Source organism: Halopseudomonas salina (assembly GCF_008641105.1).
Window position 1 is genome coordinate 77027 of record NZ_VTTI01000010.1, and the last position, 22370, is coordinate 99396.

Sequence of the window (22370 nt, forward strand, 5' to 3'; positions counted from 1 at the left end):
GTGCTCACGGACGTTTCTCGGCGATGCGCAGTACGGCGCTGCGCGCACGGGGGTTATTCGCCGTTTCCGCAGCTGACGGCATGATTGCCTTGCCCACCAGATTGATGCTGACATCAATATCCGCAGCGCGAATCGGCAGATCACGGGGCAGCGGCGCACCTTTGGCTTCACGGCGCATGAACTGCTTTACCAGTCGATCCTCCAGCGAGTGAAAACTGATAACTACCAGACGTCCGCCCGGCGCCAGCACGTCGAGCGCGGCTTTGAGGCCATCCGCCAGATCGTCCAACTCGCGGTTGATAAAGATGCGGATACCCTGAAACGCCCGGGTTGCCGGGTGCTTGTGTTTTTCCCAGGCAGGGTTGGCCACTTTCACCACTTCGGCGAGGTCTGCTGTACGGGTAAAGGGCTGCTCGGCGCGGCGGTTGACGATGGCTCGGGCGATGCGCTTGGCATAACGTTCTTCGCCGTACTCCTTGAGCACGGTCGCGATGTCCGCTTCGGCGGCGCTGTTGATCCACTGGGCCGCACTCTGGCCGCTAGTCGGATCCATGCGCATGTCCAACGGACCATCATGCATGAAGCTGAAGCCACGCTCTGCGTCGTCCAATTGAGGAGAAGACACGCCCAGGTCCAGCAGAACGCCGTCGACCTGACCATGTAGCCCACGCTGGCGTAGCTCTTCGGCCATGTCGGCAAAAGACCTCTGTATAACGACGAAGCGGCCGTCTTCGGCCGCCAGCTCTGCACCGACCCGGACAGCTTCCGGGTCCTTGTCGAAGCCGAGCAGCCGGCCCTGCGCAGAGAGCCGGGCAAGCAGCGCGCGGCTATGTCCCCCGCGACCGAAGGTGCCATCTATATAAAGCCCCTCGGGCTTGATGGCGAGACCCTCGATGGCCTCATTCAGCAGTACGCTGATGTGGGAAAAGATGTTTGGCACGTTCATAGGCTCAAGGTCTGCAATACGTCCGGCAGCTCGCCCAGACTCTGTTCCTGGTCCAGGTAACCAGCGGTGGTGGCTTCCCAGGCGTCTTCGCTCCACAGCTCGAACTTGTCCAGCTGCCCAACGAGCATGACTTTCTTGTCCAGTCCGGCATGCTCACGCAGCAGCGGTGGCACAACAAAGCGACCATTGCTGTCCAGCTCGATTTCGTTGGCATTACCGATCAACAGTCGATTCAGACGCTTGACTGCCGGATTGAGGTTGGGGGCCTTGCGCAACTGGGCCTCTACCGCCTCCCAGGCAGGCATCGGGTAGATCCACAGGCAGCGTTCTTCGAGCGCAATAGTGGCTACCAACTGGCCGGCGCACAGCTCCACGAGACGGTCGCGATAACGCGCCGGCATCGCAAGCCGCCCCTTGGCGTCCAGATTGATAGCATTTGCTCCACGAAACACGCTGCTGCTTCCCCTTTTCGAATTGGTCTGTGAGAGGAAGGGAATTACCAAAATTATCCACTTTCACCCACTTCACACCACTTCGGCACACTATAGGAACCGCACGCACGCACCGTCAAGTAAGGACTTCACGGAAAATCCTTTATATGGCAGGGAGTTAGTACAAAAAATGGGGGTACAAGAGAGAATCTGCTTCAACTTTTGATGGCGAAGCTGAGCAATCACAAGAACATGGCCGTATTACTTAATGTAATACATTAGGTGTAAGATTTTTTTGGTCTAACAAGAAGGGTTTTCACTGCGCGCCGTTCGATCGAATATGACGCTTGAAAAAAATAAGAGTTGGCCTGTAAGCCGGGTTCTGTCGTGAACAGTCATTCCTCTACGACAGCCATCACTGACTGCCTCTAGCAACCTACCCGAACCCAGTGCGGGCCACACCGATGGGTTCCTATTTGGTCTTGCTCCGAGTGGGGTTTACCATGCCACGAACTGTTACCAGTCGCGCGGTGCGCTCTTACCGCACCCTTTCACCCTTACCTGATCCCCTTTCAGGGCCATCGGCGGTCTACTCTCTGCTGCACTTTCCGTAGGCTCACGCCCCCCAGGCATTACCTGGCACTCTGCCCTATGGAGCCCGGACTTTCCTCCCTACCGCAAGCGATACGGCGACTGCCCAGCCAACTCTTGGGAAGGAGATTATCCGTCTTCGGCCAGCGCGGCAAGCGTTGCTTGCCCTTGCACCGTACTGGCGCATTGATTGCACCACAATCGCGCATGAATAGCTTCGATTCCATCTGCCATTTTTGCCCCATTGCGGTGCAGGCCCCGAAAAATCGACGACGACCCAAAGTGGCACAGGCCCTGCATTAGGCTATTGAGCATACGAGACTCGGGTCCATAGGATCCCTGATGCGTTGCCGGGCACATGCCTGATACAACTTGCTACCAATGGACAACTAGGGTTCCGACCTGTTTGACAGGTGACTGGTCCGAGAGTTGTCGACCTCCGGCAGGGGGTTACACGGCGGGACAAAAGCCCGGGAGAGCCTCAGACACCTGAGATCTCGTTACCTGTAACCCATGGAGCTGCCCATGTCACGATTGATGAACCGCACCCCTGGCAAAGTATCAAAGCTCGGGCTGATATTGCTCCCCTTCGCGTTGCTGCTTCTGCTTTATCTGTACAGCTCTCAGGCTCGCCTGGCTGAAAACCCCAATGACAAGCTATTACCCAGCTTCACGCAGATGGCCGACGCGGTTGATCGGATGGCGTTCACTCCGGACCGGCGCAGCGGCGAATACCTCTGGTGGGTGGATTCGGCCTCCAGCCTCAAGCGCCTGTTTACCGGCCTGGGCATTGCCGCAGTAGTTAGCCTGGGGCTGGGCCTGATGATGCTTATCCCCCTGGTACGCACTCCGCTCTCCCCGCTGGTAACGGTGATTTCGATGATTCCACCGCTATCGATTCTGCCTATTCTGTTCATCGTGATGGGCCTGGGAGAACTGTCCAAGGTCATGTTGATAGTCATCGGCATCACGCCGGTATTGATCCGCGATATGCAGCAACGGGTCAGCGAGATTCCCGCCGAACTGCTGGTCAAGGCTCAAACGCTCGGCGCCAGCACCTGGCAGGTAACTATCCGGGTGGTACTGCCACAACTGTTGCCGCGTCTACTCCAGGGCCTGTGCCTGGCGCTCGGGCCGGCCTGGCTGTTTCTGATAGCCGCCGAGGCGATCGCCTCCACCGACGGATTGGGCTATCGCATCTTTCTGGTGCGCCGTTACCTGGCCATGGACGTGATACTCCCCTACGTCGCGTGGATCACCCTGCTCGCGTTCATCATGGACCGTTCACTAAAGGGGCTAGGCAGGGTGATGTTCCCCTGGTTCGAGCCAAAGGGAGGCCGCTGATATGAGTGCCATATCTATCCGCCATGTATGGCAGCAGTATGATGAGAGCGTAGTGCTCGAAAATCTCAACCTGGAAGTCGCCAGCGGTGAATTCATCACCATGGTAGGGGCCTCCGGTTGTGGGAAGTCCACCTTCCTGCGCCTTCTATTGGGGCAGGAAACGCCCAGCAAGGGCAGCATACTGCTGGACGATCAGCCCCTGGTGGCTGAACCGGGCCCAGAGCGCGGCGTGGTGTTCCAACGCTATTCGGTCTTTCCGCACCTGACCGTGCTGGGCAACGTCATGCTTGGTCTTGAGTTGCAGGCAGCGCCTTTGCTCAGCCGGCTATTTGGCAAGGCCAGACAGGAAGCCCGAAAGAAAAGTATCGAAATGCTCGAGGCAGTCGGCCTGGGTGATGCCATCGACAAGTACCCTCATGCCCTGTCCGGCGGCATGCAGCAGCGCTTGGCCATCGCCCAGGCGCTGGTTAAAGCGCCACGCATCCTACTGCTGGATGAACCCTTCGGCGCACTAGACCCGGGAACCCGCAAGGACATGCATGAACTGTTGCTGTCACTGTGGCGCAAGGCCGGCCTTACGGTATTTATGGTCACCCATGACCTGACCGAAGGCTTCACCCTGGGCACCCGCCTGTTGGTATTCGACAAGGTGCGCACCGACCCGCAGGCTCCCGGCGCCTATGGCGCTCGCATTACCTACGACATTCCCCTCAACAGCGATCGTCTGGCGGCGCGCAAGGCACTGGATGCGCTGCCCGATCACGTTGCCCCAAAAGCGCTTTCATCCGATCAGCAAGGAGCCACCCAATGAGTGTACCCGCGCCATTGCGCCCTACCCTTTATAGCGAAATTCTGCCCGGCGGCGGCCATACCTCTTTCGTGCTCAAGCGCGGTCAACTGCTGCGAATCACCGACCTCGAGGGCGGTGCCAATGTCAGCCTGATGCTGTTCAACGCCCATGAAAAGAGTGAGCGTCTGAACCTGCCCGACAGCCTCAAGTGCCAGCACACCGCTAAGCTCACCGCCGGCCATTGCCTCTACTCCGACATGGGTCGGGTGCTCGCGGCCATCGTCACCGACACCTGTGGCTGGAGTGACAGCTTCGGCGGGGTACTCGACGCCGAAGAGGTGAAGGAAAAATACGGCGCAGGCAGCTACCAGGAGCTACGCAACGGTTTCTTCCGTAACGGCATGGACAATCTGCTGGTGGAAATGGGCAAGTGGAACCTGAGTTTGGCGGATTTGCTGATGACCCTGAATCTGTTCAGCAAGGTCGCCGTGGATGCCCAGGACCGCTTCGTTTTCCATCCGGGCAACTCGGTTGCTGGAGACTACATAGAGCTCTACGCACCAATGGACACGCTGGTGGTACTGACCGCCCTGCAGCATCCGCTGGACCCCGCGCCCGACTATGCACCCAAACCGGTACAGCTGGATTGGCATCAGGTCGCCGACGACGGCATCACTGTGCTGTGCCGCAAGACCCGCGAAGAAAATACCCGCGGCCTGCACAACACCGACCGCATTCACCTCTGAGGGCCGCCACCATGACATTGACCCACAGCGACAAGACCGCCGAGACCGCCAGCCACCGCGCCACAGTGGGCGCAGGCGAACCCTTCATGCTCGACATCAAGGCCGGCCAGACCCTGCGTCTGCACGACCTGGAAGGCAACCAGGCGGTAGATACCCTTTTCTACAGCGCCAGCAATCCCCGCGAGCGCTATGACGTACAGCGTACCCTGCGCAAGCAGAACAGCGTCTACCTGACTACCGGGAGTGTCCTTTTCAGCAATCTGGGCAAACCGATGCTGACCATCACCGCCGACACCTGCGGCCGGCATGACACCCTGGGCGGCGCCTGTGCCCAGGAAAGCAACACCGTGCGTTACGCGCTCAACACCCGCTACATGCACAGCTGCCGCGACAACTTCCTGCGCACCTGTCTGCACGATGGCCGGCTGGGCAAGGCAGATATCAGCGCCAACATCAATTTCTTCATGAACGTCCCGGTCACCCCCGAGGGCGGCCTGACATTCGAAGACGGCATTTCCGGCGCCGGCAAGTACGTCGAGCTGGTCGCGCACATGGACATCATAGTGCTGATCTCCAACTGCCCGCAGCTCAACAACCCCTGCAACGGCTATAACCCGACGCCCGCGGAGGTGTTGGTTTGGGGCTGAGTGAGCTACAAGCTTCAAGCGGCAAGCTTCAAGTTGGCCGTGCAGCGATCGATTGATGCGATTTTGAATGTAGCCGCTTGCAGCTTGTCGCTGGCGGCTTGCAGCTTCAGCTGGGACGACCCGCGGAGCACAGAACAGGTAACCCAGGACGACCTGGCCGAGGAATATCCACGATGTTCGATACATTACTCATAGCCAACCGCGGTGCCATTGCCTGCCGGATCCTGCGCACACTGAAGGATCTTGAGGTCAAGGGTGTTGCTGTCTACTCCGAGGCCGATGCGGCCAGTCTGCATATCCAGCAGGCCGACCAGGCGATCTCCCTGGGTGAAGGTGGGGCGACGGGCACCTACCTGGATGTGGACAAGATTCTCGCGGCGGCAAAACACAGCGGCGCAAAGGCCATCCATCCTGGCTACGGTTTTCTTTCGGAAAACGCCGCCTTCGCCGAGGCCTGCGAAGCAGCCGGCATTGCCTTCGTCGGCCCAACGCCTGAGCAACTGCGCGTCTTTGGCCTGAAGCATACTGCCCGGTCCCTGGCCAAGGAGCATGGCGTACCCATGCTCGAGGGTACGGACCTGCTCGACAGTCTTGAATCCGCGTTGATCGCAGCCGAGCAGGTCGGCTACCCGGTCATGCTCAAGAGCACTGCCGGTGGTGGCGGTATCGGTATGCGCGTGTGCTACAGCGCAGCCGAACTGAGCGAGGCCTTCGAAACCGTCAAACGCCTGGGCCAGAACAACTTCAGCGACGCTGGCGTGTTTATCGAGAAATACATCCAGCGCGCCCGCCACCTGGAAGTACAGGTATTCGGTGATGGACAGGGTGAGGTGCTGGCACTGGGCGTGCGTGACTGCTCGGTACAACGACGCAACCAGAAAGTGATCGAGGAAACGCCCGCGCCCAACCTGCCCGAGGGCATGGCCGAAGCACTCTGCGAAGCAGCCATCCGCCTGGCCAGTGCCGTGCGCTACCGGAGCGCCGGCACCGTTGAGTTTGTCTATGACAGCGAGGCTGCGAAATTCTATTTTCTCGAGGTAAACACCCGGTTGCAGGTCGAGCATGGCGTCACTGAGCAAGTCTGGGACGTGGATCTGGTTAGCTGGATGATCCAACTGGCCGCAGGTGATCTGCCGCCACTCGCCCAACTGGGCGTGGGCCTGGATGCCCGTGGCCATGCGATCCAGGCGCGGGTCTATGCCGAGGACCCAGGCCGCGACTTCCAGCCGTGCCCGGGCCTGCTGACCGCTGTGAATTTTCCCGCTGCCGGCGGCGAGGCGCTGCGAATCGACAGCTGGGTAGAGGCTGGTTGCGAAATCCCACCCTATTTCGATCCGATGATCGCCAAGATCATCTGCTGGGAGCCAACCCGCGAGCAAGCCAGCAAGGCACTGCATCAGGCGCTGGGCGACACACTGCTGTATGGCGTGGAGACCAACCGTGATTACCTGCGGCAGATCCTCACCTACGCGCCCTTTTCCTCTGGCGAACCCTGGACCCGCTGCCTGGATGAGCTGACCTACCAGGCCAGCACCTTCGAGGTCATCAGCGGCGGCACCCAGACCACGGTGCAGGATGTGCCCGGTCGCCTGGGCTACTGGTCGGTGGGGGTGCCCCCATCAGGGCCGATGGATAATCTGGCGCTGCAACTGGGTAACCGTCTGCTGGGCAACCCGCAAAACGCCGCCGGTCTGGAAATTACCATGAGCGGCCCCACCCTAACGTTCAACACCAACGCCGTGGTTGCCGTGACTGGCGCCGAGATTCCGCTGAACCTGGATGGCAAGCCGCAAGCCATGCATACCAGCCTGCTAATCAAGGCCGGCAGCCAACTGGCAATCGGCACCATCGCCGGCTCCGGTGCGCGCAGCTATCTGACCATTCGCGGTGGCATCCAGTTGCCAGACTATCTGGGCAGCAAGAGCACCTTTACCCTTGGGCAGTTTGGCGGTCATGCCGGTCGTGCCCTGCGCGCCGGTGACGTCTTACATCTGCAGGAACTGACCGATACCAGCAGCGGCACCTCCCTGCCCACCGCCTTGCACACTGACCTGCCGGCGGTGCGCAATGTGCGCGTCATCTACGGTCCACATGCCGCCCCGGAGTACTTTACCGAGGCTTACATGCAGCGCTTTCTGGAAACCGATTGGGAAGTGCACTTCAATTCCAGCCGCACCGGTGTGCGTCTGATTGGTCCCAAACCCGAATGGGTGCGCGAAGACGGCGGTGAGGCCGGCCTGCACCCCTCGAACATCCATGACAATCCCTATGCCATCGGGGCTGTGGATTTCACCGGTGACATGCCAGTGATCCTCGGGCCCGACGGTCCCAGTCTGGGAGGGTTCGTCTGTCCGGTAACCCTTATCGAGGCGGATTTGTGGCAGATGGGCCAGCTTAAGGCCGGTGACCGGATTCGCTTTATTCCGGTCAGTCTTGAGACCGCGCGTGAACTGGCAACCTGTCGCCAACGGGACATCGCCCGACTAACTGCAGATTGCCCGGCAACCACTACCGCTGTGGCCCCCGAATCGCCCATCGTTCTGGACATCGGCGAAGAGGACACGCGGCTGGTCGCGCGACTCTCCGGCGATACCCACCTGCTTATGGAGATTGGCCAACCGGAACTGAATCTGGTGCTGCGCTTCCGTGGCCATGCCCTGATGCAGGCGCTGGAGGCAATGGACCTGGCGGGCGTGCATGACCTGACGCCCGGCATCCGCTCGTTGCAGGTGCACTACCAACCGGAGACCCTGTCGATTGATCGCTTGCTACGCATTATCGAAGACGTCTGGGAAGACGTATGCCAGGCCCGTGACCTGAAAGTACCTTCACGCATTGTGCACCTGCCCCTGTCCTGGGACGACCCTGCTTGCCAGCTGGCCATAGAAAAGTACATGACCACCGTGCGCAAGGACGCGCCATGGTGCCCAAGCAACCTGGAGTTCATCCGTCGGATCAACGATCTACCCAACCTGGACGAGGTCTACCGCACCGTTTTCGAAGCCAGCTATCTGGTCATGGGTCTGGGCGATGTCTATCTTGGCGCGCCCGTAGCCACACCGCTGGACCCGCGCCACCGCCTGGTGACCACCAAGTACAATCCGGCGCGCACCTGGACAGCAGAAAATTCAGTGGGTATCGGCGGCGCCTACATGTGCGTATACGGGATGGAAGGGCCCGGCGGTTATCAGTTCGTTGGACGCACACTGCAGATGTGGAATCGCTACCGGGAAGTCGAAGCCTTTGGGGGGCAGCCCTGGCTGCTGAGATTCTTTGATCAGATCCGCTTCTACCCGGTCGCTGCCGATGAGCTGACGCGCATTCGTCGTGACTTTCCGCTGGGTCGCTATTCACTTGAGATCGAGGAGACCGAGCTGCACCTGAACGCCTACCAGGCTTTTCTCGACGAAGAAGCGGACAGCATTCAGGCATTCCGGACGCACCAGAAAACCGCTTTCAATGCCGAGCGCGATCGCTGGATTGCCAATGGGCAGGCAGACTTCTCCAGTGAAGAGCCGGAGGCGGAAGCGGGTGTAGAAGCGCCACTCCAAGCCGGCCAGCAAGGAATCGAAAGTCACATAGCCGGCAACCTGTGGCAGGTTCAGGTTGTCGAGGGAGCACAGGTAAAAGCCGGCGACGTTCTGGTGATTCTGGAATCGATGAAAATGGAGATTCCGCTATTGGCGCCCTGCGACGGCGTGATCACAGCGGTGCACGTGCAGCCTGGCTCGCCGGTAAAGGCCGGGCAACGGGTCATGGTACTGGAGGCCGATTAGAGCTCCCCCGCAGGCAGGCCGCGGCTCTCAGCTCGCGGTCTTGCCTAGGGCAATCTGATAGAGCCGGTTCTTCTTCTCGCCGGTAATTTTTGCTGCCAGGGCGGCGGCCTGTTTTACCGGCAACTCTTCAAGTAGCAGATCCAGTATCCGCTCGGCTTCCGGGTCCAGCCCTTCATTCTCATCCCGCGGGGGCATGGCCTCGACCACGAGTACGCATTCGCCCCGCTGCTGATCGCTGTCGGCGCGCACCCATTCGACCAGCTCGGCAACCGGCGCGCCACGAATGGTTTCAAAGGTTTTGGTCAGCTCCCTGGCCAAAACTACCTGACGATCAGGGCCAAGAATATCCAGCATGTCTTCCAGGCACTCGAGCAAGCGATGGGGCGCCTCGTAGAGCATCCAGGTCCGCGGTTCACTGGCCAGGGCCTGCAGCCGCTGACGACGACCACTGGCCTTGGCCGGCAGGAACCCTTCGAACGCAAAGCGGTCAGAAGGCAAACCTGCAGCGCTGAGCGCAGCAACAAGCGCACAGGGACCCGGCACGGGACAGACTCGCACACCAGCTTCCCGTGCCGCGCGTACCAGGTGGTATCCGGGATCGGAAATCAACGGCGTACCCGCGTCAGAGATCAAGGCCATGTCTTCACCCGCAAGCATGCGCTCGACCAGTCTGGCGCTTTTGTCGCGCTCATTATGATCGTGGCAGGCCGTGGTAGGTGTTGAAATGCCGAAATGTTGCAGCAAGCGACCGCTGTGGCGGGTATCCTCTGCAGCTATCAGTCCGACATCGGCTAACACCTCCAGCGCCCGCGGAGTCATGTCCTGCAGGTTACCAATGGGCGTGGCAACAATGAAAAGAGTACCGGTGGATGTGAGCATGACAAATCTCGATCGATGTGTACGCCGTATTGTACAGGACGTGATCCAGTGCATGGCGCGCGCTCTGCCCCTTGGTTACAATGCCGCAGATGACATCTGCAAGAAATCCAACGGGACGCCTTTTGTGTCCCTTGCGTAAGGATACCGCTGCATGCCCTGCAATAAACGCCTGCCAATACTGTCGTTGGCACTCGCCGTACTGCTTGTCGGCTGCGCCAGCCCTCCCCAGAGCCTGAGCGAGCTACCGCGCACGCCACAGGCGTCCGCCGAGAAAATCCTTGCCGATGCGGACAAGTACTCGGGGGCAGAGGCTAACCTTCTGCGGCTTTATGCGGCCCAGGCTGCCAGCGATGCCGGTCAGGCTCAGCAGGTCCTGTCGATTCTCGAGCGCATACCGCAAAGCGAGTTGCCCCTGGACCAGCAAGTGCGCTTCAGTACGCTCCAGGCGCGTAGTGCGCTCGAACTGAAACAGCCGGAAATGGCTCTGCGCGCCCTTCGCCACCCCTCCATGAATCAGATCGACAATCTGCCATTGACCGACCAGGTTGCCATCCAGCGATTACGCGTTTTGGCTTTGGGCGCTACGGGAGAGCCATTGAAAGCGGCGCGCGAGCGCGTGTTCATGCATGGCGTGCTGTCCGGCGGCGAGCGTAACGCGAACCTTCTGGCGATCTGGGAAAACCTCCAGAAAGTGCCAACACCAGAACTCACTCAAGCGACTGAAAATGCTGACGGTGAATTACGCAGCTGGCTTGAGCTGGCACTGATCGAACGTGAATTTCGCAATATCGATCTACAGGTACAGGCAATCAAGGCGTGGCGCGATGAAAACAGCGCCCACCCGGCAGCGCAACCACTACCGGATTCGATTCAACAGTTGCTGGAACTACATGCCAGCCGGCCCCAACACATAGCCTTGCTGCTGCCTTTTGAAGGACCGCTGGCCAGCGCCGCAGAAGCGTTACGCGATGGCTTTCTCGCTGCCCAGTATCAGGCTCAGAGCAAAGGTCTCGACCAGCCGCGTGTCAGTCTTTATGACAGCACTGCCTATTCCGATCTGGATCAGTTCTATGCTCAGGCCAGCGCTGATGGCGTGGAATGGGTGATAGGACCACTGGATCGCGCACGTGTTGGGCGGCTCGCGACGCGCGCTACCCTGCCAATACCTACCCTGGCCCTGAACTACGCCGAGCAGGAAGGCCCCTATCCACAGGACCTGTTCCAGTTCGGACTGGCACCGGAGGACGAAGCCCGTTCCGCTGCCATGCAAGCGTGGGAGCAGGGGCATCGACAAATGGCCGCCTTGCACACCACAACCGACTGGGGCGAGCGTGCTTATCAGTCGTTTAGGCGCAGCTGGGAAGAAATGGGTGGCGTGCTGATTGGCCGCGTCGTGATTGATCAGCCTGCGGCCATCTCGGGCCAGATTGCCGATCTTTTGCAGATACGTCAGAGCGAGCAACGGAGTCAGCGCGTTTCCAGAGCGCTGAATGGCAATGTGGTCGTTCAGCCCACCCCGCGCCAGGACCTGGACGCGCTCTTTATCGCTGTCAATCCGCAACAGGCAAGGCAGATCAAACCTACCCTGGCATTCCAGTACGCAGCTGACCTCCCGGTCTATGCGACATCCCATGTCTACCAGGTGGGACTCGACGGCCAACAGAATGCCGATATGGATGGCATTGTTGTGGCAGAGATCCCATGGCTGCTGACGCGCAATGACACACTCTACGGCCAGGTAACCGACAACTGGCCTCAGGCTCAAGGACCTTTAGGGCGTCTTTATGCGATGGGCATTGATGCCCAACGAATCTTCTCGCGTCTACCTCAGATGCAGCAACATGCCAGCACCCGCGTGAACGGCGCTACTGGCGAGCTCACACTCGCCCCGGATGGCCGTATTCAGCGGCAACTCAGCTGGGGCGTGATGGAGCGTGGGCAACTGTCCGCAACCTCGGCCGCTCGGGTGCAATGAGCGAACTGACGGAGAAGCAAAAGCTCGGCAACCTGGCCGAGCGTCAGTCCGAACAGTTACTCCTGGACGCCGGCATGCGCCTGCTGGCCCGCAATTATCGTTGCAAGATGGGCGAGCTTGATCTGGTCATGCGTCACGCCGATACAGTAGTATTCGTCGAAGTGCGTTACCGACGCAGCAGCCGCTGGGGCGACGCGGTAGAGAGTATTGACTGGCGCAAGCAAAAGCGGGTCATCGCCGCAGCACAGCATTATCTGCTGACGCATCCCCACCTGGCTGACAATCCCTGCCGTTTCGACGTAGTAACCGCACACGGCAATCCCGCGGACCCAGGCTCCTACAACTGGATCCGTGAAGCATTCACCTGCTAGCGAGTCATTTTCTATGGATATGCAGCACCGTATCAGGCAACTGTTCACCGACAGCATCGAAACCAAGACCCGTGCCATGGAAGTACTTGGGCCAAGCATCGAGCAAGCCAGCCAGCTGATGGTCAATTGCCTACTCAATGAAGGCAAGATCCTGACCTGCGGTAATGGCGGCTCTGCCGGCGACGCACAGCATTTCTCCTCGGAGCTGCTCAACCGTTTCGAACGCGAACGCCCCAGCCTGCCAGCCCTGGCCCTGACCACTGACAGCTCGACCATTACCTCGATTGCCAACGACTACAGCTACGACGAAATCTTTTCCAAGCAGATTCGCGCTTTGGGTCAGCCCGGAGACGTATTGCTGGCCATTTCAACCAGTGGCAACTCGGGTAACGTGCTGCAGGCCATTCAGGCAGCACATGATCGCGACATGTTAGTGGTTGCTCTTACCGGGCGTGATGGTGGTGCCATGGCCTCACTATTGCTTCCCGAAGACTCTGAAATCCGCGTCCCGGCTCGCTCGACAGCCCGCATCCAGGAAGTACACCTGCTGGCCATCCATTGCCTATGCGACCTGATCGACCGTCAACTTTTCGGGAGTGAAGAATGAAAATAGCCCTGTGCCTGCTGCTGGTTGCCTCACTGGCAGGCTGCAGCTCCGTGCTGACCGCAACGCGCGATACGCCTATCGAGAGCAACAAGGGCACACGCACCTTTGGCAGTACGATTGATGATCAACTGATTGAGACCAAAGCCAACGTCAATATTGCCAAATCCAACATCGAGCTTGAACGTGACGCCCGGTTCTCTGTGACCAGTTTCAACGGCGTGGTTCTGCTGACCGGTCAGGTACCCCGGCAAGATCTGAAGGATCTGGCCGGCTCAGTTGCGCAACGCGTACAACGGGTGAAGGTGGTGCACAACGAGCTCACTGTAGGCCCTCCACTGCCCTTGCTGGCGCGTAACAGCGACGGGTTTATAAGCACCAGTGCAAAGGCGCGCCTACTGGCTGACAGCGCCATCCCCGGTCGACGCATCAAGGTGACTACCGAGGCAGGTATTGTCTACCTGCAGGGTCTGGTACGCCGCGCAGAGGCCGAACTGGCAGTACAGGCCGTTCAGCAGGTGGGTGGGGTACAGCGAATCGTTAAATTGTTTGAATATATCGACTGAAATCGCGCTTTACCGGCCACAAAAAACCCGGACCACGTTACAAGCGTGGCCCGGGTTTTTTGTGCAGAGCAAATCTACTTGACGACTTTCAACGATGGCCTCTTGGCCTTTTCCGCCTTGATAGAGCTGACGGAAGCTGACTTGTCAGCTTCTGGGTCATCGGAAGGCGGAACCGGCGCAGGCTCGACCTCGAACACCATGCCCTGACCATTCTCGCGTGCGTAGATAGCCATCACGGCCTGGGCAGGAACCCAGACCTGTTGGGCTACGCCGCCAAAACGACCGTCAAAGGTGATCCTGTCGTTATCCATCTCAAGATGCCGTATCGCATTTGGCGAGAGATTGAGTACTATCTGACCAGCTTCGACAAAGGCATCCGGAACGCTGGTCTGGGGATACTGGGCATTGACGAGCACATAAGGAGTGCAGTCATTTTCCAGTATCCATTCGTATAGCGCTCGTACCAGATAGGGTCGGCTTGAGCTCATTTGAGCCATGCGGGCCTCCTTCGGGGGACACTGTTGATCAAGAAAAGATTAATGCATTTCCTTTTCGGCAGCCGACAGGCTGGCCAGGAAACCCTCACGCTGGAAAATCCGATCCATATAATCCTGCAGCGGCTTGGCTTGCTTGGGTAGTTCGACACCCAGGACGGGCAAACGCCACAAAATCGGAGCGATACAGCAATCGACCAGGCTGAACTCCTCGCTCATGAAATACGGCATCTCGGCAAATACCGGAGCAACCCCAATCAAGCTCTCACGCAACTCCTTACGCGCTTTGGTAACAGCCGCAGCAGGCGTCTTGGGATTGGTGATCGCATCAACCAGCCCGCACCAGTCACGCTGTACACGAAACATCAGCAGTCGTGTATTAGCCCTGGCTACCGGGTAAACCGGGAGCAACGGCGGGTGAGGAAAGCGCTCGTCGAGATATTCCATCATGATGTTGGGCTCGTAAAGAACGAGATCCCTGTCAAGCAGCGTCGGAACGCTGTTGTATGGATTATTTTCCGCCAGCTCTTCCGGATGGTTATCGGGCTCGACGTTGATCACGTCGACGGTGACGCCCTTTTCTGCCAGAACGATTCGTACGCGGTGACAGTAGTGATCACTCGGATCGGAGAAAAAAGCCATCGAGGAACGCTTGTTGGCGGTAACGCCCATAAATCAACCCTCATCCTGTAGCGGATTGCGGTAACCACAAAGCACGCGATTGCGTGAACATGAAAAACCACAGACGGTTCAAAACAGTCTGTGTCTATTACGAGATCGGGATTATACCCCAGAAACAAGTGCGCGCCCCAAAGGGCGCGCGCATTTGATCAATGAAACAGCTGATCAGTGGACATCTCTCCAGTATTCGCGCTTGAGCAGGTAGGCAAATATGAAGAAGAATGCCAGATACAACAGTACGTAGGTACCGATGCGATGGCGCTCGAGCTTTATGGGATCACCGGAGTAAGCCAGGAACGCAGTCAGGTTGCGTACCGTGGTATCAAACTCCTCCTCGCTCTGGATGCCCGTGCCCTCGACTACCTTGAGCACATCACAACGCTCATCCATCAACGTATCGCCGGTAAGTGGATCTTTTTGCACCTTGCCGTCTTTCTCGACAGGCATGGCCTTGCAACCGATCACCTGACGTCCTTGCAACTCTTCCAGAACGTTAGGCATACCCACATTGGCAAATACCTGGTTGTTGACTCCCATCGGACGCGAGGGATCTTCGTAGAAGGTCTTGAGATAGGTATAAACCCAATCTTCGCCACGCACACGGGTCACGTTGGTCAGGTCAGGGGGAGCAGCACCAAACCAGCGCTTGGAATCCTCCGGACGCATACCAATCTTCATGTGCTCACCGATCGCGGCCGAATCGGAGAAAACCAGATTCTCCATCATCAGCTCGTCCGGAATACCCAGGTCGTCTGCTACCCGCTCGTAACGCTGATACTGGGTAGAGTGACAACCCATACAGTAGTTGACGAAGGTCCGTGCGCCGTCCTGCAGTGACGCCTTGTCGCGCAGATCAATGTTCGCTGACTCGAGTGGAACACCCGTGGCAGCCGCCATTACGACCGAGGGCACAAGGGCAAATACCAGTGCAATCAATTGCTTTTTCATTAGCCAGTAACCCTCTCTGGAACGGGTTTGGTCTTCTCCATGCGGGTGTAGAAGGGCATCAGCAGGAAGAAGGCGAAATACAGTACGGTACAGATCTGTGAGATCAGTGTGCGGGTATCGTTACCCGGGATCGCGCCCAGAATACCCAGAATCACAAAGGATACGCAGAAGATCACCAGCCACAACTTGCTCATCCAACCCTTGTAGCGGATAGAGCGAACCGGACTACGGTCAAGCCAGGGCAGAACAAACAACACTGCAATGGCCGCACCCATGGCGAGCACACCGGGGAACGCAGAGCCGCCGATAGCCGGTACCGCGCGCAAGATGGCGTAGAAAGGCGTGAAGTACCAGACAGGCGCAATGTGATCCGGCGTCTTCAACTGGTTAGCGACTTCGAAGTTGGGGTGTTCAAGGAAGAAACCGCCCATCTCTGGGAAGAAGAACACCACGATGCAGAACACAAACAGGAAGACCACCACACCGACAATATCCTTGACTGTGTAGTAAGGGTGGAAGGCGATGCCATCGAGCGGCTTGCCGTTCTCGTCCTTATGCTTCTTGATATCGATACCGTCAGGGTTGTTAGAGCCAACTTCGTGCAGGGCAATGATGTGCAAAACAATCAGACCCAACAACACGATCGGCAACGCGATCACGTGCAGCGCGAAGAACCGGTTCAGTGTAATGCCGGAAATCAGATAATCACCACGCACCCACTGAGCCAGGTCCGGTCCGATGAAGGGAATCGCACCAAAGAGTGAAATGATCACCTGAGCGCCCCAATAGGACATCTGGCCCCAGGGCAACAGGTAGCCCATGAAGGCTTCACCCATCAGTACCAGGTAGATAGTCATACCGAAAAGCCAGATCAGTTCACGTGGCTTCTGGTAGGAGCCGTACATGATCCCGCGCAACATGTGCAGGTAGATCACAGCAAAAAATGCCGAAGCACCGGTGGAGTGCAGATAGCGCAACAACCAACCGTATTCAACATCACGCATGATGTATTCGATCGACGCGAAGGCGCCTTCAGCGGATGGCTCATAGCTCATGGTCAGCCAGATACCGGTAACGATCTGGTTGACCAGAACCAGCATGGCCAGGGAGCCAAAGAAATAGAAAAAGTTGAAGTTCTTGGGCGCGTAGTACTTGGTCAGGTGATCTTCAACCACCCTGTTGACCGACATGCGCTCATTAATCCAGCTGTTCAGCTTACCCATCAGACAGTCTCCGGATCCAGGCCGATGACGATGACATCGTCGGACTCATAGTTATGGGGGGGAACCGGCAAGTTCAGCGGCGCCGGCTGGCCACGGAAAACCCGACCGGACATGTCGTAGCGCGAACTGTGGCAAGGGCAGAAATAACCACCCTTCCAGTCCTCACCCATGTCAGCCGATGCGACTTCCGGGCGAAACAGAGGCGAGCAACCCAGGTGGGTGCAGATGCCCATTACGACCAGGATTTCCGGCTTGATTGACCGGGCAACACCATCGACGTAATCAGGCTGATCCGCCGACTCCGACTCAGGGTCAGCCAAACGGTCCGTCATCTCTTCCAGCGTCTTGAGCGCCTCCTCGGTACGCCTGGAGACGAACACAGGCTGACCGCGCCATTCGGCAACGATCTGCTGACCGGCCTCAAGCTTGCCCACATTCACCTTGACCGGTGCGCCAGCCGCTTTGGCCCTCGCACTCGGGAACCACGATCCAACGAAGGGTACTGCTACCCCCACGGCTCCGGCTGCACCCACAACACTTGTGGCTGCCACCAGGAAGCGACGCCGGCCGTTGTTTACGCCGTCATTACTCATCCAGTCGTCTCCCATCTCAGCTGATTCAGGCTTTTATGAGCCCTTTTAAGAGTTTTAATCCGCTTGCACAAAATGAATCCGATGGTAATGAAAAACCCCTTTTTTGACAAGGTGAACTATCACTAAACAACATTGCCTGCTCGGCTCAAACCATCGTAAAACGGGGCGTTGCGGACCATGCACCAAGTTAGCGGCATTTTGTCGCACAAACAAAAACGCCCGGCTCCATGAGGATACCGGGCGTTTTCGGGATAAGTCTTGCGACTTAACGCTTGGAGTACTGAGGACGCTTACGCGCTTTACGCAGACCCACTTTCTTACGCTCAACTTCACGGGCGTCACGTGTAACAAAGCCCGCCTTGCGCAATACACCGCGCAGGGTTTCGTCATATTCCATCAGTGCACGTGTAATGCCGTGACGGATAGCGCCTGCCTGACCTGTAGTGCCGCCGCCTTTGACGGTAACAAACACGTCAAACTTGGAGACGTTTTCGGTCAGCTCCAGCGGCTGGCGTACAACCATGCGCGCTGTTTCACGACCAAAGAAATTCTCGATGGTGCGGCTGTTGATCTGGATGTTGCCATTGCCCGGACGCAGGAACACGCGAGCGGTGGCAGTTTTACGACGGCCAGTACCGTAGTTTTGTGTCGCCGACATAGTGAGCTCCTGTTAGAACTTGAGTTCTTGGGGTTGTTGGGCCGCATGGGGATGAACTGCACCTTTGTACACTTTCATCTTGCGGTACATTGCACGCCCCAAGGGGTTTTTCGGCAACATGCCTTTAACGGCAGACTCGATAATGCGCTCTGGAGCGCGAACAAGGAGCTTGTCGAAACTGATCGACTTGATACCGCCCGGAAAACCGGAGTGGCTGTAGTAGATCTTGTCCTGTGCCTTTTTACCGGTCACATGTACTTTCTCGGCATTGACGATGACGATGTAATCGCCAGTGTCCACGTGCGGAGTGTACTCTGGCTTATGCTTGCCGCGCAGACGGGTAGCAACTTCGGTAGCCAGACGACCCAGGGTCAGTCCAGTTGCGTCTACTATGTACCAGTCGCGTTTTACGCTTTCAGGTTTGGCGCTGAAGGTTTTCATTAATCCTAGCCTCAGAGGCCGCTCTAATAATAAGAGGGCGAATCTTACAGAATGAAATGTGTTTTTACAAGACAACAAAGCCTAGAACAGACACTCAGTGGGGGCTGCGTGGGTCTGGGTGGCATCTGCGCTGTAAACAACAACGACAGGCTAGGCATCCTGTCGAAAGTGGCGGGCATTATGTCAAGGGAGCCAAAAATTACAACCCTTATTTACAATCAATGCCATATTAGCTCAGCCTAACGATCTTTTAACCGGACTCAACCTTATTCAGGGAGCAACCCATGCAATATCGCCCTCTTGGCCGCACCAAGCTCAAGGTCAGCGCACTGTGCCTCGGCACCATGACCTGGGGGGAGCAAAATACACAGAAAGATGCATTCGCCCAGATAGACCGGGCGAAGGACGCGGGAGTCAATTTTATCGACGCCGCAGAGATGTATCCCGTCCCACCAAAGAGCGACACGTACGGGGAAACCGAACGGATTCTCGGCAATTATCTTGCAGAGCGCGCTAATCGTGAGGACTGGATCATCGCCAGCAAGGTCGCCGGACCGGGCGACTGGCTTCCACACATCCGCGAAGGCAAGACCCGGTTCAACCGCGAGCACCTGACTGCAGCACTTGACGCCAGCCTCAAGCGCCTGCGCACCGATTACATCGATCTCTACCAATTACATTGGCCTGACCGCAGTACCAACTTTTTTGGCAATCTGGGGTACCGGCACAATCCGGATGAAACCATCACTCCTGTCGAGGACACCCTTGAGGTGCTTGAGGATTTCGTCAAAGCAGGGAAGATCCGGCACATCGGCCTGTCCAACGAAACCCCCTGGGGCGTAAGCAGGTTTTTGCATCTAGCCGAAAGCCGCGGCTGGCCGCGCATCGCATCAATCCAGAACCCGTACAACCTGCTCAACCGCACCTACGAGGTGGGCATGGCTGAAATATCCATGCGCGAGCAAACCGGACTGCTGGCCTACTCCCCACTCGCCTTCGGCACCCTTACCGGTAAATACCTGAACGGGCTCCAGCCGGAAAAAGGGCGCCTGACGCTGTTCAGCCGATTCAGCAGATACACCAACCCGCAGGCCGAAAGAGCCTGCGCCAGGTATGTGAGGCTGGCCCGTGAGCACGGACTCGATCCCGCTCAGATGGCGCTGGCATTCGTTACCCGGCAACCCTTTGTTACCAGCAACATCATTGGTGCCACCAACATGGATCAACTCAATCGGAACCTGAGCAGTATCAATATGGGGCTGCCCGACGGCGTACTGGAAGCGATCGCCGAGATTCATCAAAGCCAGCCAAACCCCGCGCCCTGAGAGCACGGCGCATATGAACACCAGGCTGCACATGGCAGCCTGGTGTTTATTGACCCCGACCCTGACAATCAACAGACATTTGCGCTTTTTATCGTACTCAACACGGCAGTTGTGCCAGAGTATAAGATGCTTTAGTCAACGCTTGGCCGATTCAACTTATAAAAGCGATAACAACCATGATTCAGCCCGACCAATCCCGCGCCCCGCTTCGTCAGGTGGCAATACTCGCAACCGACGGAGTAATTGCCTCCACGTTAATGCAGGCCAAGGACTTCTTCCACATGGCTAGCCTGCGTGATGGCCGCAGGCGCGGCCACGGGCTTACCCCGGGATTTCGCACCTCCATCGTGGCTCCCGACAGCCTGCCCGTCACCAGCTTCAGCCAGGACCGCATAGCAACCGATGCGACCCTCAGCGCGCTTCGACCACAATTGATCATGCTGCCTGCATTCTGGGGTGATTTCGATCAGATGCTCGAACGCTATCCCGGCGTGATTCCCTGGCTACAGGACGAGCATGCCCGCGGGACGCTCATTAGCGCGGAAGCAACCGGTGTGTTCTGGGTAGCGGCAGCCGGGCTACTTGATGGACGAGAAGCCACCACCTACTGGCGCTTCTTCGATGAATTCAGTCAGCGCTTCCCGCAGGTGGTGCTGTGTCGAGACAAACATATCACCGATGCTGACAACATCTATTGTGCGGCTGGCGTAACATCGGGTTGTGACCTGTCAATTCATCTTATCGAGAAACTGTGCGGCAGCCAGGTGGCCCAGGCGGTAGCACGGGACACACTCTATGAAGTCCAGCGCAGCTACACTCCGGGCGTCATTGGCTTTGGTGGGCAGAAACTGCACCAGGATGTTGCCATTCTGCAGATCCAGCAGTGGCTCGAAGAGCACTTTGCCGACAAGTTTCGTTTTGAAGATGTCGCGAGCCAGCACGGCATGAGCATTCGCAACTTCATGCGGCGTTTCCAGAGCGCTACCGGGGATAAGCCACTGCACTACCTGCAGCGCTTGCGCATTGAAACCGCGAAAAACCTGTTGAGTACTACCCGCCGCAGCATCAAGACCATCAGCTACGATGTGGGCTATGACGACGCGAGCTTTTTTGCCCGCCTGTTCAGACAGCACACCGAGCTGTCACCAAATCAGTACCGGCGCCAATTCCAGCAAAACCTGCAGTAGCTCCTGATTTTTGAATCAGGGCTTGTGAGCCCGAGCCAGAAACTCGTGAGACTGCATCTCGAGCAGTCGGCTGAGGGTGCGCTGGAACTCGAAACTCAGACGCCCACCGGTATACAGGTCTTTGAGTTCGACTTCGGCTGAGAGTATCAACTTGACGTTGCGGTCATAGAATTCATCGACCAGATTGATGAACCGGCGGGCCATATCGTCCTTGCTCGCATTCATCTGTTCCACGTTGGCAATCAACACCGCGTGGAAGATCTTGGCCAATTCGATATAGTCGTTCTGGCTGCGCGGCCCGTCGCACAGCTCGCGAAACTCGAACCAGCCCACGTCCTCGCAGACACGAATCGATTGGACCGGACGATTCTCGACGGTCAACAGATCGCCCTCTACAACTTCATCGATATCTGGTACCAGGCTCTCGAAACTCTGGCGCAGACTCTCATCCGCACCCTCATCCAGGGGCCAATGGTACAACTCCGCCTGCTCCAGAGCGCGCAGGCGATAATCCACGCCATTATCCACGTTGACCACTTCAGTGTGGCTGTTCAACAGCGCTATTGCCGGCAGGAATCTGGCTCGCTGCAGCCCATCCTTGTACAACCCATCGGGTACGATGTTGGAGGTTGCAACCAGGGTAACGCCGTTCTTGAACAACTCTTCCATAAGAGTGCCAAGAATCATCGCGTCGGTAATATCCGAAACGAAAAACTCGTCAAAACAGATAACCCGAGCCTCTTCGGCAAACTGACTGGCGATCAGGGTTAGCGGATTCTTTTCGCCCTTGAGCCCCTTTAGCTCAAGGTGCACCCGCTGCATGAATCGGTGAAAGTGGGTGCGCATCTTGCGTTCGATCGGCAAGGCATCGAAAAAGGTGTCAACCAGATATGTCTTACCCCGCCCCACTCCGCCCCAGAAGTACAATCCCTTGACCAATTCAGGCTTTTTCCGCAAAAACCTGTCGAACAGACCGGATCGAGACTGGTCAGTGGCAACCAGATCATCAAACAGACGCTGCAGGTGACGTACTGCATTTTCCTGCGCTGGGTCGTAAACGAAATCCGGACGCTTGAGGTCCGCCTGGTACCGATCAAGAGGCGTCATAATGCTGACCATCGGAGGTGAAAGGGGGCGGAACTGTACCCCCTGGA

At 57.7% G+C, this 22370-nt stretch carries 22 protein-coding genes, 1 other RNA gene and 1 riboswitch; of the genes, 11 read left to right on the forward strand and 12 right to left on the reverse strand.

Annotation, left to right across the window (positions count from 1 at the left end):
• Positions 1-4: 4 nt before the first annotated feature.
• The 3 genes from rsmH to rnpB all read right to left on the reverse strand — a co-directional run bounded on the left by rsmH (position 5) and on the right by rnpB (position 2086).
• Entirely contained in the window at positions 5-946 is a 942-nt protein-coding gene (gene rsmH, locus FZF01_RS15195; protein WP_150278126.1) for a 16S rRNA (cytosine(1402)-N(4))-methyltransferase RsmH, read from the reverse strand.
• Positions 943-1398 carry a division/cell wall cluster transcriptional repressor MraZ gene (gene mraZ / locus FZF01_RS15200; RefSeq protein WP_150278125.1) on the reverse strand — a complete coding sequence of 152 codons (456 nt, stop codon included), beginning with the start codon at positions 1396-1398 and terminating at the stop codon, positions 943-945. Before mraZ ends, rsmH begins: the two co-directional genes overlap by 4 nt.
• Before the next feature lie 334 nt (positions 1399-1732).
• Positions 1733-2086: RNase P RNA component class A (gene rnpB, locus FZF01_RS15205), an RNA gene on the reverse strand.
• A 260-nt stretch (positions 2087-2346) separates the two neighbouring features.
• A riboswitch (guanidine-I (ykkC/yxkD leader) is annotated at positions 2347-2447 on the forward strand.
• A gap of 46 nt (positions 2448-2493) precedes the next feature.
• Between rnpB and FZF01_RS15210 the strand changes: the two genes are divergently transcribed.
• The 5 genes from FZF01_RS15210 (at position 2494) to uca (ending at position 9271) form a co-directional block, all read left to right on the forward strand.
• On the forward strand, positions 2494-3312 hold the full coding sequence (locus FZF01_RS15210; RefSeq protein WP_150278124.1) for an ABC transporter permease: 819 nt from the start codon (positions 2494-2496) through the stop codon (positions 3310-3312).
• 1 nt (position 3313) lies between these two features.
• The gene (locus FZF01_RS15215; protein ID WP_150278123.1) at positions 3314-4123 is read left to right on the forward strand and encodes an ABC transporter ATP-binding protein; all 810 of its coding nucleotides are present in this window, start codon (positions 3314-3316) and stop codon (positions 4121-4123) included.
• Positions 4120-4848, forward strand: a complete 729-nt coding sequence (locus FZF01_RS15220) for an urea amidolyase associated protein UAAP1 (protein ID WP_150278122.1) — start codon at positions 4120-4122, stop codon at positions 4846-4848. The genes FZF01_RS15215 and FZF01_RS15220 overlap by 4 nt, the downstream gene beginning before the upstream one ends.
• An 11-nt stretch (positions 4849-4859) precedes the next feature.
• The gene (locus tag FZF01_RS15225; RefSeq protein ID WP_150278121.1) at positions 4860-5495 is read left to right on the forward strand and encodes an urea amidolyase associated protein UAAP2; all 636 of its coding nucleotides are present in this window, start codon (positions 4860-4862) and stop codon (positions 5493-5495) included.
• Between the two features lie 173 nt (positions 5496-5668).
• Positions 5669-9271: an urea carboxylase gene (gene uca, locus FZF01_RS15230; RefSeq protein WP_150278120.1), complete on the forward strand. Its 3603-nt coding sequence runs from the start codon at positions 5669-5671 to the stop codon at positions 9269-9271.
• A 27-nt stretch (positions 9272-9298) separates the two neighbouring features.
• On the opposite strand, the gene rsmI is transcribed toward uca, so the two are convergent.
• The gene (rsmI, locus tag FZF01_RS15235; protein WP_150278119.1) at positions 9299-10150 is read right to left on the reverse strand and encodes a 16S rRNA (cytidine(1402)-2'-O)-methyltransferase; all 852 of its coding nucleotides are present in this window, start codon (positions 10148-10150) and stop codon (positions 9299-9301) included.
• Positions 10151-10301: 151 nt separating this feature from the next.
• On the opposite strand from rsmI, the gene FZF01_RS15240 reads away from it, so the two are divergent.
• From FZF01_RS15240 to FZF01_RS15255, 4 genes are read left to right on the forward strand one after another with little or no spacing between them, the layout of a single operon-like run.
• Positions 10302-12125 carry a penicillin-binding protein activator gene (locus FZF01_RS15240; RefSeq protein WP_150278118.1) on the forward strand — a complete coding sequence of 608 codons (1824 nt, stop codon included), beginning with the start codon at positions 10302-10304 and terminating at the stop codon, positions 12123-12125.
• Positions 12126-12130: 5 nt separating this feature from the next.
• Positions 12131-12496 carry a YraN family protein gene (locus FZF01_RS15245; RefSeq protein WP_150278208.1) on the forward strand — a complete coding sequence of 122 codons (366 nt, stop codon included), beginning with the start codon at positions 12131-12133 and terminating at the stop codon, positions 12494-12496.
• A gap of 13 nt (positions 12497-12509) precedes the next feature.
• Positions 12510-13103 (forward strand): phosphoheptose isomerase, encoded by a 594-nt coding sequence (locus tag FZF01_RS15250; RefSeq protein ID WP_150278117.1) that lies wholly within the window; start codon positions 12510-12512, stop codon positions 13101-13103.
• Positions 13100-13666 carry a BON domain-containing protein gene (locus FZF01_RS15255; RefSeq protein ID WP_150278116.1) on the forward strand — a complete coding sequence of 189 codons (567 nt, stop codon included), beginning with the start codon at positions 13100-13102 and terminating at the stop codon, positions 13664-13666. The genes FZF01_RS15250 and FZF01_RS15255 overlap by 4 nt, the downstream gene beginning before the upstream one ends.
• 74 nt (positions 13667-13740) lie before the next feature.
• Here FZF01_RS15255 and FZF01_RS15260 read toward each other — a convergent pair whose 3' ends face one another.
• The 7 genes from FZF01_RS15260 to rplM all read right to left on the reverse strand — a co-directional run bounded on the left by FZF01_RS15260 (position 13741) and on the right by rplM (position 18704).
• Positions 13741-14154 carry a ClpXP protease specificity-enhancing factor gene (locus tag FZF01_RS15260; RefSeq protein WP_150278207.1) on the reverse strand — a complete coding sequence of 138 codons (414 nt, stop codon included), beginning with the start codon at positions 14152-14154 and terminating at the stop codon, positions 13741-13743.
• Between the two features lie 48 nt (positions 14155-14202).
• Positions 14203-14832, reverse strand: coding sequence for a glutathione S-transferase N-terminal domain-containing protein (locus tag FZF01_RS15265; RefSeq protein WP_150278115.1), 630 nt, complete (start codon positions 14830-14832; stop codon positions 14203-14205).
• A 174-nt stretch (positions 14833-15006) separates the two neighbouring features.
• Entirely contained in the window at positions 15007-15789 is a 783-nt protein-coding gene (locus FZF01_RS15270; RefSeq protein WP_150278114.1) for a cytochrome c1, read from the reverse strand.
• Entirely contained in the window at positions 15789-17012 is a 1224-nt protein-coding gene (locus FZF01_RS15275; RefSeq protein ID WP_150278113.1) for a cytochrome b, read from the reverse strand. Before FZF01_RS15275 ends, FZF01_RS15270 begins: the two co-directional genes overlap by 1 nt.
• Complete coding sequence (gene petA, locus FZF01_RS15280; protein ID WP_150278112.1) at positions 17012-17605, reverse strand: ubiquinol-cytochrome c reductase iron-sulfur subunit; 594 nt, start codon at positions 17603-17605, stop codon at positions 17012-17014. Before petA ends, FZF01_RS15275 begins: the two co-directional genes overlap by 1 nt.
• 265 nt (positions 17606-17870) lie before the next feature.
• Entirely contained in the window at positions 17871-18263 is a 393-nt protein-coding gene (rpsI, locus tag FZF01_RS15285; RefSeq protein WP_150278111.1) for a 30S ribosomal protein S9, read from the reverse strand.
• 12 nt (positions 18264-18275) lie between these two features.
• Positions 18276-18704 (reverse strand): 50S ribosomal protein L13, encoded by a 429-nt coding sequence (rplM, locus tag FZF01_RS15290; protein ID WP_150278110.1) that lies wholly within the window; start codon positions 18702-18704, stop codon positions 18276-18278.
• Between the two features lie 284 nt (positions 18705-18988).
• Here rplM and FZF01_RS15295 point away from each other — a divergent pair, with 284 nt between their 5' ends.
• Together FZF01_RS15295 and FZF01_RS15300 are read left to right on the forward strand one after the other, a co-directional pair.
• Positions 18989-20029, forward strand: a complete 1041-nt coding sequence (locus FZF01_RS15295; protein ID WP_150278109.1) for an NADP(H)-dependent aldo-keto reductase — start codon at positions 18989-18991, stop codon at positions 20027-20029.
• A gap of 176 nt (positions 20030-20205) precedes the next feature.
• Positions 20206-21216 (forward strand): GlxA family transcriptional regulator, encoded by a 1011-nt coding sequence (locus FZF01_RS15300; protein WP_150278108.1) that lies wholly within the window; start codon positions 20206-20208, stop codon positions 21214-21216.
• Positions 21217-21231: 15 nt separating this feature from the next.
• On the opposite strand, the gene zapE is transcribed toward FZF01_RS15300, so the two are convergent.
• Positions 21232-22323, reverse strand: coding sequence for a cell division protein ZapE (gene zapE / locus FZF01_RS15305; RefSeq protein WP_150278107.1), 1092 nt, complete (start codon positions 22321-22323; stop codon positions 21232-21234).
• Between the last annotated feature and the right edge of the window lie 47 nt (positions 22324-22370).